At 55.2% G+C, this 13,558-nt stretch carries 14 protein-coding genes; 7 read left to right on the top strand and 7 right to left on the bottom strand.

All coding sequences use genetic code 11. The features are described from left to right. Positions 1-16: 16 nt before the first annotated feature. On the top strand, positions 17-1,012 hold the full coding sequence (gene gntR / locus ED901_RS22170) for a gluconate operon transcriptional repressor GntR (protein WP_056775509.1): 996 nt from the start codon (positions 17-19) through the stop codon (positions 1,010-1,012). A gap of 71 nt (positions 1,013-1,083) precedes the next feature. Here gntR and glpD read toward each other — a convergent pair whose 3' ends face one another. From glpD to ulaG, 7 genes are all read right to left on the bottom strand, one after another. Further along, complete coding sequence (gene glpD / locus ED901_RS22175) at positions 1,084-2,595, bottom strand: glycerol-3-phosphate dehydrogenase (protein WP_122097268.1); 1,512 nt, start codon at positions 2,593-2,595, stop codon at positions 1,084-1,086. Positions 2,596-2,873: 278 nt separating this feature from the next. Continuing rightward, positions 2,874-3,632, bottom strand: a complete 759-nt coding sequence (locus ED901_RS22180; protein ID WP_056775505.1) for a DeoR/GlpR family transcriptional regulator — start codon at positions 3,630-3,632, stop codon at positions 2,874-2,876. A 9-nt stretch (positions 3,633-3,641) separates the two neighbouring features. After that, complete coding sequence (gene glpG, locus ED901_RS22185; protein WP_056775501.1) at positions 3,642-4,472, bottom strand: rhomboid family intramembrane serine protease GlpG; 831 nt, start codon at positions 4,470-4,472, stop codon at positions 3,642-3,644. Positions 4,473-4,771: 299 nt separating this feature from the next. Beyond that, the gene (locus ED901_RS22190) at positions 4,772-5,962 is read right to left on the bottom strand and encodes a PLP-dependent aspartate aminotransferase family protein (RefSeq protein WP_122097269.1); all 1,191 of its coding nucleotides are present in this window, start codon (positions 5,960-5,962) and stop codon (positions 4,772-4,774) included. 153 nt (positions 5,963-6,115) lie between these two features. After that, positions 6,116-6,436 carry a thiosulfate sulfurtransferase GlpE gene (glpE, locus tag ED901_RS22195; protein ID WP_122097270.1) on the bottom strand — a complete coding sequence of 107 codons (321 nt, stop codon included), beginning with the start codon at positions 6,434-6,436 and terminating at the stop codon, positions 6,116-6,118. Between the two features lie 84 nt (positions 6,437-6,520). After that, positions 6,521-7,276: an HTH-type transcriptional regulator UlaR gene (gene ulaR / locus ED901_RS22200; RefSeq protein ID WP_056775492.1), complete on the bottom strand. Its 756-nt coding sequence runs from the start codon at positions 7,274-7,276 to the stop codon at positions 6,521-6,523. A 137-nt stretch (positions 7,277-7,413) separates the two neighbouring features. Beyond that, a complete protein-coding gene (gene ulaG, locus ED901_RS22205) occupies positions 7,414-8,478 on the bottom strand; it encodes an L-ascorbate 6-phosphate lactonase (protein ID WP_122097271.1) in 1,065 nt (354 codons plus the stop codon). Between the two features lie 406 nt (positions 8,479-8,884). On the opposite strand from ulaG, the gene ulaA reads away from it, so the two are divergent. From ulaA to ED901_RS22235, 6 genes are read left to right on the top strand one after another with little or no spacing between them, the layout of a single operon-like run. Further along, positions 8,885-10,288 (top strand): PTS ascorbate transporter subunit IIC, encoded by a 1,404-nt coding sequence (gene ulaA, locus ED901_RS22210; protein WP_122097272.1) that lies wholly within the window; start codon positions 8,885-8,887, stop codon positions 10,286-10,288. Positions 10,289-10,302: 14 nt separating this feature from the next. Beyond that, positions 10,303-10,611, top strand: coding sequence for a PTS ascorbate transporter subunit IIB (ulaB, locus tag ED901_RS22215; protein ID WP_122097273.1), 309 nt, complete (start codon positions 10,303-10,305; stop codon positions 10,609-10,611). Positions 10,612-10,621: 10 nt separating this feature from the next. After that, a complete protein-coding gene (ulaC, locus tag ED901_RS22220) occupies positions 10,622-11,092 on the top strand; it encodes a PTS ascorbate transporter subunit IIA (protein WP_056775480.1) in 471 nt (156 codons plus the stop codon). A gap of 25 nt (positions 11,093-11,117) precedes the next feature. Next, positions 11,118-11,774, top strand: coding sequence for a 3-keto-L-gulonate-6-phosphate decarboxylase UlaD (locus ED901_RS22225; RefSeq protein WP_056775476.1), 657 nt, complete (start codon positions 11,118-11,120; stop codon positions 11,772-11,774). A gap of 10 nt (positions 11,775-11,784) precedes the next feature. Next, positions 11,785-12,645 carry an L-ribulose-5-phosphate 3-epimerase gene (locus ED901_RS22230; protein WP_122097274.1) on the top strand — a complete coding sequence of 287 codons (861 nt, stop codon included), beginning with the start codon at positions 11,785-11,787 and terminating at the stop codon, positions 12,643-12,645. Next, positions 12,642-13,331: an L-ribulose-5-phosphate 4-epimerase gene (locus tag ED901_RS22235; protein ID WP_122097275.1), complete on the top strand. Its 690-nt coding sequence runs from the start codon at positions 12,642-12,644 to the stop codon at positions 13,329-13,331. The genes ED901_RS22230 and ED901_RS22235 overlap by 4 nt, the downstream gene beginning before the upstream one ends. The last annotated feature ends 227 nt before the right edge of the window (positions 13,332-13,558 follow it).

Raw genomic sequence — 13,558 nt, forward strand, 5'->3', positions numbered from 1 at the left:
CATCCCTTTGACGACTATGAAGAAAAAAAGACCCGTACTCCAGGATGTGGCCGATAAAGTGGGCGTGACCAAAATGACGGTCAGCCGTTACTTACGCAACCCCGAACAGGTTTCCGGCGCGTTGCAGGAAAAGATTTCGGCCGCTCTCGATGAACTGGGTTACATCCCCAACCGCGCTCCGGACATTCTGTCGAATGCCAAAAGCCGCGCCATCGGCGTGCTGCTGCCGTCACTGACCAATCAGGTGTTCGCCGAAGTGCTGCGCGGCATCGAAAGCGTCACGGATATTCACGGTTATCAGACCATGCTGGCGCACTACGGCTACAGTCAGGAGCGCGAAGAACAGCGTCTGACCTCGCTGCTTTCTTACAATATCGACGGGCTGATTTTATCGGAGCGTCATCACACCGCACGTACGTTGAAAATGATTGAAGTCGCCGGTATTCCGGTGGTGGAAATGATGGATTGCGTCTCACCCTGCGTCGATCTGGCGGTCGGATTCAACAACTTTGAAGCGGCGCGGCAAATGACCCAGCAAATCATCGCGCGGGGCCACCGCCATGTGGTGTATTTCGGCGCACGTCAGGACGAACGTACCCTTATCAAGCAGCAGGGTTACGAGCAGGCGATGCGTGAATCCGGGCTGGAGCCTTACAGCGTGATGACCAGCCGGTCATCAAGTTACAGCGCGGGGGCGGAATTATTGCGTCAGGCGCAAAAAGACTGGCCGCAAATCGACAGTATTTTCTGTACCAACGATGACCTTGCGGCAGGCGCATTCTTCGAATGCCAGCGTCAGGGGCTGAAAATCCCGTCACAAATGGCGATCGCCGGTTTCCATGGTCACAACATGGGACAGGCGATGGAACCGCCGCTGGCAAGTGTGCTGACACCGCGTGAGAGAATGGGGCAGATCTCCGCCGAACGTCTGCTGGCGAGGTTACGCGGTGAGAACGTCGTCCCGCGCATGGTGGATGTCGGCTTTACAATTTCAGCGGGCGGCAGTATCTGAGCCCTGCGCGCAGATAAAAAAATCCCCGGCGAAGTGGCCGGGGATTGAGCAGTGTTTATTTGCAGGCGCGTTTATGACGCCAGTGACAAATGTCTTTTCTGCTGTTTGTAGGTTTGCAGCCACTCGGCGACGCGCTGTTGCTGGGATTTATCCAGCCACATGCCGAGCTTAGTACGACGCCAGATCGCATCATCCAGTTCGCTCACCCACTCTTTTTCCACCAGATAGCGCAACTCTGCTTCATAGAACCCGTGACCAAAATCTTCACCCAGCGATTCAATGCTGGTGGCGTCAGACAGGAACAACTCCGTCTGGCTGCCGTAAGTGCGGGCATAACGGCGAGCCAGGGTTTCCGGCAACCATTTGAAGCGGCTGCGCAGATTGGCGCTGTAAGTATCACGATCGCCGTTCAGCTTCCCGCCGGGCAGTACCGCCGTTTTGGTCCATGCCGGGCCTGCTTTCGGGTAGTATTTGCCGAGTTTTTCCAGCGCATGTTCTGCCAGTTTACGGTAGGTGGTCAGCTTGCCGCCGAACACGGAAAGCAACGGCGCTTTGCCGTCCTGATCGTGAACGTCGAGGGTGTAATCACGGGTCACTGCCTGCGGTGAATCCGATTCGTCATCACACAGCGGACGCACGCCGGAATAAGTCCAGACGATGTCTTCGGTGGTCAGCTGTTTCTTAAAGTGGTCGTTGTACACTTTCAGCAGATAACCCACTTCTTTATCATCGATTTTCACGTCTTTCGGATCGCCGTGGTATTCCACGTCGGTGGTGCCGATGATCGAGAACTCATCCAGCCACGGGATCACAAACACAATGCGGTGATCTTCGTTTTGCAGAATGTAGGCCTGCGGCTGATTGTGCGCACGCGGCACCACAATGTGGCTGCCTTTGATCAGACGAATGCCGTACGGCGATTTCAGTTTCAGACCGTCGTCGAAGAAATGTTTGACCCACGGGCCGGTGGCGTTCACCAGGCCTTTGGCGCGCCAGGTGAAGGTTTTGCCGGTGTCGATATCTTCGGCTTCGACCATCCACAAACCGTCTTCACGCCATGCACGGGTCACGCGGGTGCGGGTACGGACTTCGCCGCCGCGCTCTTCCACTTCCTGAGCGTTGACGACCACTAAACGCGCGTCATCGACCCAGCAGTCTGAGTATTCAAAACCTTTGGTCAGTTCGGGTTTCAGCACCGATTCGCTGCCAAACTTCAGGCCTTTGCTGGCCGGCAGGCTGGTGCGCTTGCCCAGATGGTCGTACAGGAACAGACCGGCGCGGATCATCCAGGCCGGGCGCAAATGCGGCTGATGCGGTAAACGGAAACGCATCGGGAAGGCAATATGCGGTGCCATTTTCAACAGCACTTCACGTTCAGCCAGCGCTTCGCTGACCAGACGGAATTCGTAATGTTCCAGATAGCGCAGGCCACCGTGGATCAGTTTAGAACTGGCCGAAGAGGTCGCGCAGGCCAAGTCTTGCGCTTCAAGCAGCAGAACAGACAGCCCGCGGCCAGCTGCATCTACTGCGATGCCGGTACCATTAATACCGCCACCAATTACGATCAAGTCTTTGGTTTCCACGTCATCTTCCTCCAGATGTTCGCAATAGCTCTTTTATGTTCGTTTTCGCTCACGATTGTAATCGAGAATCGTCAAACAAGCCAAGCGTTAACCAAATAAAAACAATTATGCGTGATGAAGGTAACATTTTTGTGTCGGTTTCGAGCAAAACGGCAAGAAGGGAACGAAACCGAACGCGGCAAAGCGTGGAATGTTTCGCAATTGTTCGTTTTGAAAGGGCAGGGAGGAGAAGGGAAAAGCGGGAGCGCCTGCGCGGCGCTCCAGAAAAAGCAGGGAAATCAGCAGAGTTCGAGCTGAACGTCGTACTTGTCGATGATCTGTTTCACGCTGTCCGGCGGCAGTTTATCGGTAAACAGATAGTGGATTAAATCCATTTTTCCGAGGTTTACCATGGCGTTACGGCCAAATTTGGAATGGTCTGTCACCAGCATCACGCAGCGGGAGTTTTCGATAATCGCGCGTTTGGTTCGCGCTTCGTGATAATCGAATTCAAGCAGCGAGCCGTCCATATCGATGCCGCTGATGCCGAGAATGCCGTAATCGAGGCGGAACTGAGAGATGAAATCGAGCGTGGCTTCACCCATGATGCCGCCGTCGCGGGCGCGAACTTCACCCCCGGCGAGGAACAGGCGGAAATCGTCTTTGGCGCTCAGCAGCGTTGCCACGTTGAGGTTGTTGGTGACGATGCGCAGATCTTTATGGTTGAGCAACGCGTGCGCCACGGCTTCCGGCGTGGTACCGATATCGATAAACAGCGTTGAACCGTCGGGGATCTGGCTGGCAACGCGTTCGGCGATGCGCGCTTTCGCTTCCGACCACATCACTTTACGGTCGTTATAGGCCGCATTCACCGAACTCGACGGCAAGGCTGCGCCGCCGTGATGGCGATGAATTTTGTTCTGTTCGGCCAAATCGTTCAGATCACGACGGATAGTTTGCGGGCTGACGGCGAAGTGCTCCACCAGCTCTTCCGTGCTGACGTAACCCTGCTGACGGACGAGATCGATAATCGCATCATGGCGTTGTGTTTGTTTCACCCGAATCCCCTACTTGCTTTTTTTGCGCGGTGTGCGCGTATCAACAAATGCCATCACCAGGCCAAGACCCAGACCAAATGCGTGTGCGGCATTCGCCACAGCAGCACCGCCGGTTGCGTAACCAATGAACATGAAAATCAGCGAAATGACCAGCAATCCGCCGGGAACGTACAAACGACTTTCCGGTTTTAACTGGCCGGTCAGCCACGCATAGCCCATCAGCGCATAAACCACGCCGGACAGACCGCCAAACCAGATACCGCTCACCATCGACTGACCCCAGCCGCTGATCAGTGCGGAAATCAGCGTCACGGTAAACAGCTTGCCGCTGCCCAGATGCATTTCAATCTGGCTGGCAAGATACCACCACCAGGCCAGATTAATCAGTAAGGCGATAAACGAGAAATTCATCAGCGCGGGCGTGAACCAGCGCCAGACCTGGAACATGCGGGAACTGTCAGGCCAGGCCAGCCAGCTCATCACCAGTTGATCGCCCACCATTTGTTGCAGGATAAACACCGCAAGACTCAGGACAATCATGCCGATGGTCAGCGGCCCGGCGCGGCTGCGCAGGCTTTTCAGGAAAGGCGCGTGCGACATTTTTAAATGTGGCTGCGTTTTGCCGGTTTTCCAGCTGGCCTCCTGATAACGCGGATGCAGCGGATCGCGCACAAACAGCGCGACCTGTTTTTCTGCTTCTTCCAGACGGGATTCATCTTCCAGCCAGATCTGCACTTCCTGACTTTCGTGTTTCGTCGTGAGCGTAAAACCCTGCGTTGCCATGTAATCGACAAACGCCTGAGCGAGGCGGGGGTTGTTCAGGTTAAGAATGCGCACCATAGCGTTAAGCGGTTTCCCTAATTGTTTGATTTGTTGCCGTCATTTTAGGGCAATACCTTATCTGCCAGCGTGAGGGAAGTCGATTATAACGTCAGACGGGTAAACGAGGGGAATTTAGGAATGCTGTGTGGCCAGCGGTGAACAATAAAATAACGCGGGTGTGAGATAGATCGAGATCTGATGAAACAGACAGAAATAACAACCCTGATTGATGGAAGCCAAAACGCTAATATTCTGACGATAAATGCCGATTTTCGCCATAATAATGACAGAAACCGGCATATTCATTACCCGTTTGCTTACAACCCTTCCAGCGCCTGCGCCAGATCGGCGATCAGGTCTTCGGTGTCTTCGATACCGATGCTGATACGCACCAGCCCGTCGGTGATCCCGCTCTGACGGCGGATCTCCGGCGCGACGGCGCTGTGGGTGGTGGACGCCGGATGGCAGGCCAGCGAGTCAGTATCGCCGAGCGACACCGCCTGCGTGATGATGCTCAGCTTATCGAGGAAAGTGCGTGCGGCGTTCAGCCCGCCTTTCAGCTCAATCGCCATGATCCCGCCAAACAGTTTCATTTGTTTCGATGCCGTGGCGTGCCCCGGATGCTGTTTCAGCCCCGGATAGAACACCGTGTCGACCGCGCTGTGGCCGTCGAGGAACTCCGCCACCGCCTGCGCGCTGAGGGAACTGGCTTCCACGCGCAGCGGCAGCGTTTTCAAACCCCGGATCAGCAAACTGGCTTCGAACGGGCTGAGGCAACCGCCGAACTGTTTCAGGCTCAGGGTGCGGATTGGGGTGATTAACGCCGCAGAACCGGCCACCACGCCGCCGGTCGCATCGCCGTGACCGCTGATGTATTTGGTGGCGGAGTGCAGAACGATATCAATGCCCAATTCCAGCGGACGCGTCAGGTACGGCGTGGCAAAGGTGTTGTCCGCCACACTCACCGCGCCTGCGGCTTTGGACAGGCGGGCGATTTCGGCCAGATCGGCGATATCCAGCCCCGGATTGGCAGGGGTTTCCACCAGCACCACTTTAGTGTTTGCCGTGAATGCCGCTTCCAGCCCGCTCACATCGGTGACGTGAACCGGTTTGATGCCATAACGCGGCAGCAGGTTACGCACCACGCCTTCGGTGCCGCCATACAGCGTGCCGATATGAATGATTTCATCGCCGGGAACCAGCAGGGCAAACAGCGTGGCGCTGATGGCCGCCATGCCACTTGCGCAGGCCACAGCGGTTTCCGCGCCTTCCAGCGCCGCCAGTTTTTGTTCGAAAACGCTGACCGTCGGATTGGCGAAACGGCTGTACATATAGCCCGGCTCTTCACCGCTGAAACGGCGAGCACCGCTGTCGAAATCAGGATACGAAAATGCAGAAGAGGCCGTGATAGGCGTCGCGACGGCGCCGGTCTGGGCATCAGGCTGCTGGCCGCCATGAACGGCGAGGGTGCGCATCCCTAAAGAACGTGAAGTGTTCAGATTTTTCATCTTGAAATCCTGTCGATAGTAGGCGGAAATTATATCAAGACTGAGGAAAGGTAGCTTTTTCAACTTAAGAACATTTTCGGCGCAAACTGATCAAGCTGGTTATAAACAGCATAGTCTGCGCCGGAAAAGAACAAGGGGGTAACGGGGAGAAAATCAGGCTTCGATATCGTGCGGAAAGGTTTTCGACCAGGCTTCAAAGCCGCCGTCAACGCTGTAGACCGATTCGAAACCCTGACCAATCAGGAACTGTGCTGCTCCGCGACTGCTGATGCCGTGATAGCACATCACCAGCACCGGTTTTTTGGCATCGGCCTGTTCCATGAATGCACGCATACTGTCGTTGCTCAGATGGAACGCGCCGGGTGCGTGACCCGCGCCGAACGTCTGAGGGTCACGGATATCGACCATCACGGCTTCGCCGGAGGTCAGGCGGGAATGCGCAAGTTCTACGCTGATTGCTTCAAATTGTTCCATTCTGGTCGTGCCTCATAAAAGGTGATGTCGTCATTCTACCCAATAATTGCACGACGAAGACCAGACAAAGAGAAGGGGTAAGCGTTAAACCAGGATCACTTTCACACCTTTCTGGCGTAACTGCCCGATGATGTCGCCGTTCGCTTCTTTGCCTGTAATGAGCACATCGATTTGCTCGGTGCGGCTGAACAGCATACCCGCGCGCTGGCCGATTTTGCTGCTGTCGACCAGCACCGCTAAATTCCCGACGTAATTCAGCATCTTCTGCTCGGCCATCGCGGTCAGCATATCGGTTTTGTACAGGCCGTCAGTGGTCAGCCCCGCGCCGCTGGTGAACATCCAGTGTCCGGCATACAGGCTGGCATCGCCGTCTTGGGGTGCCAGCGTAATCGACTGACTTTTATTGTACTGCCCGCCCATGATCACCACGCTCTCGTGCTCCTGCTCAATCAGATAATTGGCCAGCGGCAGATAGTTGGTGATGACCTGAATGTCTTTTCCGCACATTTCACGGCCCAGCAGAAACGCCGTCGAGCCACAGTTAATCACCACGCTTTCACCCGGCTGGCACAGTTCGGCTGCCGCTTTGGCGATGCGCATTTTTTCGTTGAGGTTGTGGGTCTGATGGATGTTCAGCGGTGTCCAGTTCTGGCGTGGCTGATTAACGGCTTCAGCGCCGTTGCGCACTTTACGCAATTTCCCCAGTTCGTTGAGCTTGGTGATGTCACGACGCGCTGTCGCCGGTGAAATATCAAATTGATCAATCACATCTGCGACGGAAATCTGCCCCTGACGTTGCAGGAGATCGAGAATAGCGTTGTGTCGTTGTGGCTCAGTCATGGTGGCTCCGCAGGTAAATAGGTGATTACCGCGTGATTATAAACGAGCATTTAATGCATTCAATCATCATTTGCTGATAAAACCAGCGGGGAATACTTTCCCCGCCGTGAATGCATGACTCTTTTAAGTAAATAATTTTAAAGGAAAGATTTAAAGGGCAAATCAGTTTCTGTGGTGAAACAGTCGTCGAATCCACGCGGGTAGTGATATTCGAAATTGTCTTTGTCGTTCGGGTAGGTAAATTTGCCACCCACCTGCCAGATAAACGGCTTGAAGCCGTATTTCAGGCGATCTTTTTTCATCTCCCACAGCACACGGATTTCCTGCGGATCGGCCTGGAAATTCGACCAGATATCGTGATGGAACGGAATGACCACTTTGGTGTTCAGGGATTCCGCCATGCGCAGCATATCCACGCTGGTCATTTTGTCGGTCACGCCGCGCGGGTTTTCGCCGTAAGAGCCGAGCGCCACGTCAATCTGATACTCGTTGCCGTGTTTGGCGTAGTAGTTGGAATAGTGTGAATCGCCGCTGTGATACAGGTTTCCGCCCGGCGTTTTGAACAGATAATTCACCGCACGCTGATCCATCATGTCCGGCAGCACGCCTGCGGCTTTCTGACCGGCGGGCAGGGTGATCAGCACCGTGCGGTCGAAGGAATCCAGCGCGTGAATTTCCACATCTTTGATCCTGACCACTTTGCCCGGCGTCATCACGATGCAGCGTTCAGCCGGAACACCCCAGCTCATCCACAAATCCACGCAGGTTTGCGGGCCGATAAAGGGGACGTCGGCAGCGCAGTTTTGCATCACGGCGGCGGCGACGTTCACATCGATATGATCGTTATGATCGTGGGTGGAGAGTACGGCGTCGATCTCGCGGATCGCAAAGGGATCGAGCACAAACGGCGTGGTGCGCAGATTCGGCTGGAGCTTCTTCACACCGGCCATGCGTTGCATCTGGTGGCCGGTTTTCATCAACGGGCTGCTGTGATTTTGCTTGCCGACGCCGCACCATAAATCGATACAGATATTCGCGCCGCCCTCAGATTTCAGCCAGATCCCCGTACAGCCCAGCCACCACATGGCAAAGGTGCCCGGCGCGACCTTTTCCTGCTCAATTTCTTCATTTAACCAGGTGCCCCATTCCGGGAACGTACTGAGGATCCAGGACTCGCGGCTGATCGTTTCTACTTTGCTCATGGTATTCCCTCATCTGAGTTGGGTGTGAAATAATACGTCATAATAAATCATTTAATGATTAATCATGATTTATTGGTGAGGAAGTTATCACCGAAAAAGTGTCATGACAATGATTTTAAGGCGGGTTTTTTGAGCATGAATAAAAACGTATGAGAAGGAGTATTCAGCCGGATTCGCATTATTTAATAAGATAATACGTCATTATGGTATTGAAATTATTCATTAATATGAGGTTTTTTAGCCAGGTGGCTATTTACCCTGATGACGATATCTTGCGAGACTGCTCACAAATAATCATTGTGAATCTTTATCTGATTCGATGTGAGCATTAGAGTGCGTCTGTCCCTCACTTCGCCGCGCGTTGTGCAGCGCCGGGAAGATCAAACAAGGTCAGACGGAGAGTCTTATGGAATTCCTCTACACCATCTTCACCGTATTTTTTAATCAGGTAATGACCAACGCGCCGTTGCTGCTGGGTATTGTGACCATGCTGGGTTACATCCTGCTCAGGAAGAGCGCGACGGTGATCATCAAAGGCACCATTAAAACCATTATCGGCTTTATGTTGTTGCAGGCGGGGTCCGGTATTCTGACCGGCACCTTTAAACCGGTGGTGGCAAAACTTTCAGAGGTTTACCACATTAACGGCGCGATCTCTGACACCTACGCCTCGATGATGGCGACGGTCGAGCGCATGGGCGAGGCTTACAGCTGGGTCGGTTACGCGGTGCTGATCGCCCTCGGGCTGAATATCCTGATGGTGGTTTTCCGCCGTATTACCGGCATTCGCACCATCATGCTCACCGGCCATATCATGTTCCAGCAGGCGGGGCTGATTGCGGTGTTCTTCTTCATCATGGGCTATCCGATGTGGACCACCATCTGGTCGACGGCGATCCTGGTGTCACTGTACTGGGGCATTACGTCGAACATGATGTACAAACCGACGCAGTCCGTGACGGAAAACAGCGGTTTCTCCATCGGGCATCAGCAGCAGTTCGCCTCGTGGATCGCCTGTAAAATCGCGCCCTATCTCGGTAAAAAAGAAGAGAGCGTGGAAGACCTGAAACTGCCGGGCTGGCTGAATATCTTCCACGACAATATCGTCTCAACCGCCATCGTGATGACCGTGTTCTTCGGCATTATTCTGTGCTCCTTCGGCCTCGACACCCTGCAGCAAATGGCCGGTAAAACCCACTGGACGATTTACATCCTGCAAACCGGTCTGATGTTTGCGGTGGCGATCTTCATCATTATTCAGGGCGTGCGCATGTTCGTCGCTGAACTGACCGAAGCCTTTAACGGCATCTCCCAACGTTTAATTCCCGGTGCCGTACTGGCGATCGACTGCGCGGCAATCTACAGCTTTGCGCCGAACGCCGTGGTCTGGGGCTTTATGTGGGGCACCATCGGCCAGCTGATTGCCGTCGCCATTCTGTTTGGCCTCGGTTCATCCATCATGATCATCCCCGGTTTCATCCCGATGTTCTTCTCCAACGCCACCATCGGCGTGTTTGCCAACCACTTCGGCGGCTGGCGAGCGGCGCTGAAAATCTGTCTGGTGATGGGGATGATCGAAATCTTCGGCTGCGTCTGGGCCATCAAACTCACCGGCCTGAGCGCCTGGATGGGCATGGCTGACTGGTCGATTCTGGCACCGCCAATGATGCAGGGCTTCTTCAGCATAGGGATGGCCTTTATGGGCATCATCGCGGTCATCGCACTGCTGTACATGTTCTTCGCCGGTCGCACATTGCGCGCAGAAGAAGATGCGGAAAAACAAACGCTTAATCAATCCACTTCACATTAATCAACGAGGTTCCCATGACAGTACGAATTCTGGCGGTATGCGGTTGCGGGCAAGGCAGTTCGATGATCATGAAGATGAAAATCGGCCAGTTCCTGACGCAGGAAGGCGTGGATCACACCATGAACAGTTGCGCGGTGGGGGAATACAAATCAGAGCTGGGCGGCGCCGACATTATTGTCGCCTCCACGCACGTGGCGGATGAAATCACCGTCAGCGGCAACAAATACGTGGTCGGCGTGCGCAACATGCTGTCGGCGGCAGATTTCGGCCCGAAAGTGATGGAAGTGATCAACGCGCACTTTCCGTCGTCGCTGAAAAAGTAAGGAGCGCTGTATGAAACTGCGAGATTCGCTGGCTGAAAACAACTCGATTCGTCTCAACGCAGAAGCAGAAACCTGGCAGGAAGCGGTGAAAATCGGCGTCGATATGCTGGTGGACGCCGGTGTGGTCGAGCCGCGTTATTACCAGGCAATTTTGGATGGCGTGAAACAGTTCGGGCCGTATTTCGTGATAGCGCCGGGGCTGGCGATGCCGCATGGCCGCCCGGAAGAAGGCGTCCTGAAAACCGGTTTTGCGCTGGTGACCCTGAAAACGCCGCGGGTGTTCAACCACGAGGATAACGATCCGGTGGATATCCTCATCACGATGGCGGCGGTGGATGCCAACGCCCATCAGGAAATCGGCATCATGCAGGTGGTGAACCTGTTTGATGACGAGGCCAATTTTGACCGCCTGCGCGCCTGTACCACCGCGCAGCAGGTGCTGGATTTGATCGACCAGACTTCCGCCGCGGCGGTTCACTAATTCGTTAGCAGAGAAGGAATTCAATATGTCTCATTCATTACCGATGTTGCAGGTGGCGCTGGATAACCAGTCGATGGACGACGCCTACAAAACCACGCGCCTGATCGCCAGCGAAGTCGACATCATCGAAGTCGGCACCATTTTATGCGTCGCTGAAGGCGTGCGGGCGGTGCGTGATTTGAAAGCGCTGTATCCGGAAAAAATCGTGCTGGCCGATGCCAAAATCGCCGATGCCGGAAAAATCCTCTCGCGCATGTGCTTTGAAGCCAACGCCGACTGGGTGACGGTGATTTGCTGCGCCGACATCAACACCACCAAAGGCGCGCTGGAAGTGGCGAAGGAATTTAACGGCGACGTGCAGATTGAACTGACCGGTTACTGGACGTGGGAACAGGCGCAGGAATGGCATGACGCCGGTATTCAGCAGGTGGTTTATCACCGCAGCCGCGATGCTCAGGCCGCCGGTGTGGCGTGGAGTGATGCCGATATCACCGCCATCCAACGCCTGTCGGATATGGGCTTTAAAGTGACCATTACCGGCGGGCTGGCGCTGGAGGATTTGCCGCTGTTTAAAGACATTCCGGTCCACGTTTTCATCGCCGGTCGCAGTATCCGCGATGCCAAAGATCCGGTTGACGCGGCGCGTCAGTTCAAAAAATCCATCAGCCAGCTCTGGGGCTAAGGAATCTCGCATGATGCATAAAGCCGTTCCACTCGGTATCTATGAAAAAGCCCTGCCTGCGGGCGAAGACTGGCTGATGCGCCTGACGCTGGCGAAAGAGCTGGGCTTCGATTTCGTTGAAATGTCGGTAGATGAAACCGATCACCGGCTGGCGCGGCTTGACTGGTCACGCGAGCAACGCCTGCTGGTGGTCGATGCGATTTCGCGCACCGGCATCCGCATTCCGTCGATGTGCCTGAGCGCGCACCGGCGGTTTCCGCTCGGCGCAGAAGATGATGAAACCCGTAATCAGGGGCTGGACATCATGCGCAAAGCCATCGTGCTGGCGCAGGATCTGGGCATCCGCGTGATCCAGCTCGCCGGTTATGACGTTTATTACCAGCAGGCCAACGACCATACCCGCGAACGTTTCCGCGACGGCTTGCAGGAGTCGGTCGAAATGGCCAGCCGCGCGCAGGTGACGCTGGCGATGGAAATCATGGACTACCCGCTGATGAATTCCATCAGCAAAGCCTTGGGCTACACGCATTACCTGAATAACCCGTGGTTCCAGCTTTACCCGGATATCGGCAATTTGTCGGCGTGGGATAACGACGTGCAGATGGAACTGGCGAGCGGCGCGGGGCACATCGTCGCCGTGCATATTAAAGACACGCAGCCCGGCGTATTCAAAAACGTGCCCTTCGGCAGCGGGGTGGTGGAGTTCGAGCGCTGCTTTGCCACGCTGCAAAAAAGCGGTTATCGCGGGCCGTACCTGATCGAAATGTGGAGCGAAACGGCCGCCGATCCGATGCAGGAAGTGCGCAACGCCCGCGCCTGGGTGGTGGATAAAATGCAGAAAGCCGGGCTGAACATGGAGGAAACCGTATGACGGATGCTCTGAAACAACGCGTATTTGAAGCCAACATGGCGCTGCCCGCTTACGGTCTGGTGACCTTTACGTGGGGAAACGTCAGCGGGATTGACCGCGAGCGCGGGCTGGTGGTCATCAAGCCGAGCGGCGTGGAATACGAAAGCATGCAGGCCAGCGATATGGTGGTGCTGAATCTGCAAGGCGACGTCGTGGAAGGGCATTACACCCCTTCCTCCGACACCGCCACGCATCTCGAACTTTACGCCCGTTTTCCGCAGCTTGGCGGCATCGTGCATACCCATTCCACCTACGCGACCTCATGGGCGCAGGCCGGCGTGGCCATCCCGCCGCTGGGCACCACGCACGCGGATTATTTCGCCGGTGCGGTGCCGTGCACCCGGCCTTTATCGCGTCAGGAAGTGGGCGGCGAATATGAACTGGAAACCGGCAAAGTGATCGCCGCAGCGCTGAGCGGCATCGACCCGCTGCACATGCCGGGCATTCTGGTCGCCCAGCACGGCCCGTTCTGCTGGGGCACCACGCCGGAACAGGCGGTACACAACGCCGTGGTGCTGGAAGAAGTCGCGAAAATGGCGTGGATCACCGGTTCAATCCGGCGTAACCAAACCCCGATGGACGACTATTTGCTGCAAAAACATTTCAGCCGCAAACACGGGCCGGATGCCTATTACGGACAGAAATAATGGCACGGAGATGCCCTTAAAATGCCCCCCCGGCCCCCCCTTCGAAGGTGGGGGTTGGATGGGGCTTAAAGATATCTCCGGCTAACCCGACATTATCCCTTCGACATGATTTCATGCATTTTTCCTCATCCCCGCAGTGAGCTTTTTTCCGGCATAGGGTTTATACATAAAGATGCCCAGATCACATTTTTTAGCGCAACCAGGCTTTTTCTCACGGAAGTATTCCG

This window comes from Rahnella sp. Larv3_ips, assembly GCF_003697865.1.
Taxonomy (GTDB): domain Bacteria; phylum Pseudomonadota; class Gammaproteobacteria; order Enterobacterales; family Enterobacteriaceae; genus Rahnella; species Rahnella rivi.

Coding starts and splice junctions, on each gene's coding strand:
- ulaR (WP_056775492.1), bottom strand. CDS start 7,276: ATGACTGAGCCACAACGACACAACGCTATTCTCGATCTCCTGCAACGT.
- ED901_RS22190 (WP_122097269.1), bottom strand. CDS start 5,962: ATGAAAAATCTGAACACTTCACGTTCTTTAGGGATGCGCACCCTCGCC.
- gntR (WP_056775509.1), top strand. CDS start 17: ATGAAGAAAAAAAGACCCGTACTCCAGGATGTGGCCGATAAAGTGGGC.
- glpG (WP_056775501.1), bottom strand. CDS start 4,472: ATGGTGCGCATTCTTAACCTGAACAACCCCCGCCTCGCTCAGGCGTTT.
- ulaC (WP_056775480.1), top strand. CDS start 10,622: ATGAAACTGCGAGATTCGCTGGCTGAAAACAACTCGATTCGTCTCAAC.
- ED901_RS22225 (WP_056775476.1), top strand. CDS start 11,118: ATGTCTCATTCATTACCGATGTTGCAGGTGGCGCTGGATAACCAGTCG.
- ulaB (WP_122097273.1), top strand. CDS start 10,303: ATGACAGTACGAATTCTGGCGGTATGCGGTTGCGGGCAAGGCAGTTCG.
- ED901_RS22235 (WP_122097275.1), top strand. CDS start 12,642: ATGACGGATGCTCTGAAACAACGCGTATTTGAAGCCAACATGGCGCTG.
- glpE (WP_122097270.1), bottom strand. CDS start 6,436: ATGGAACAATTTGAAGCAATCAGCGTAGAACTTGCGCATTCCCGCCTG.
- ED901_RS22230 (WP_122097274.1), top strand. CDS start 11,785: ATGATGCATAAAGCCGTTCCACTCGGTATCTATGAAAAAGCCCTGCCT.
- ulaA (WP_122097272.1), top strand. CDS start 8,885: ATGGAATTCCTCTACACCATCTTCACCGTATTTTTTAATCAGGTAATG.
- ulaG (WP_122097271.1), bottom strand. CDS start 8,478: ATGAGCAAAGTAGAAACGATCAGCCGCGAGTCCTGGATCCTCAGTACG.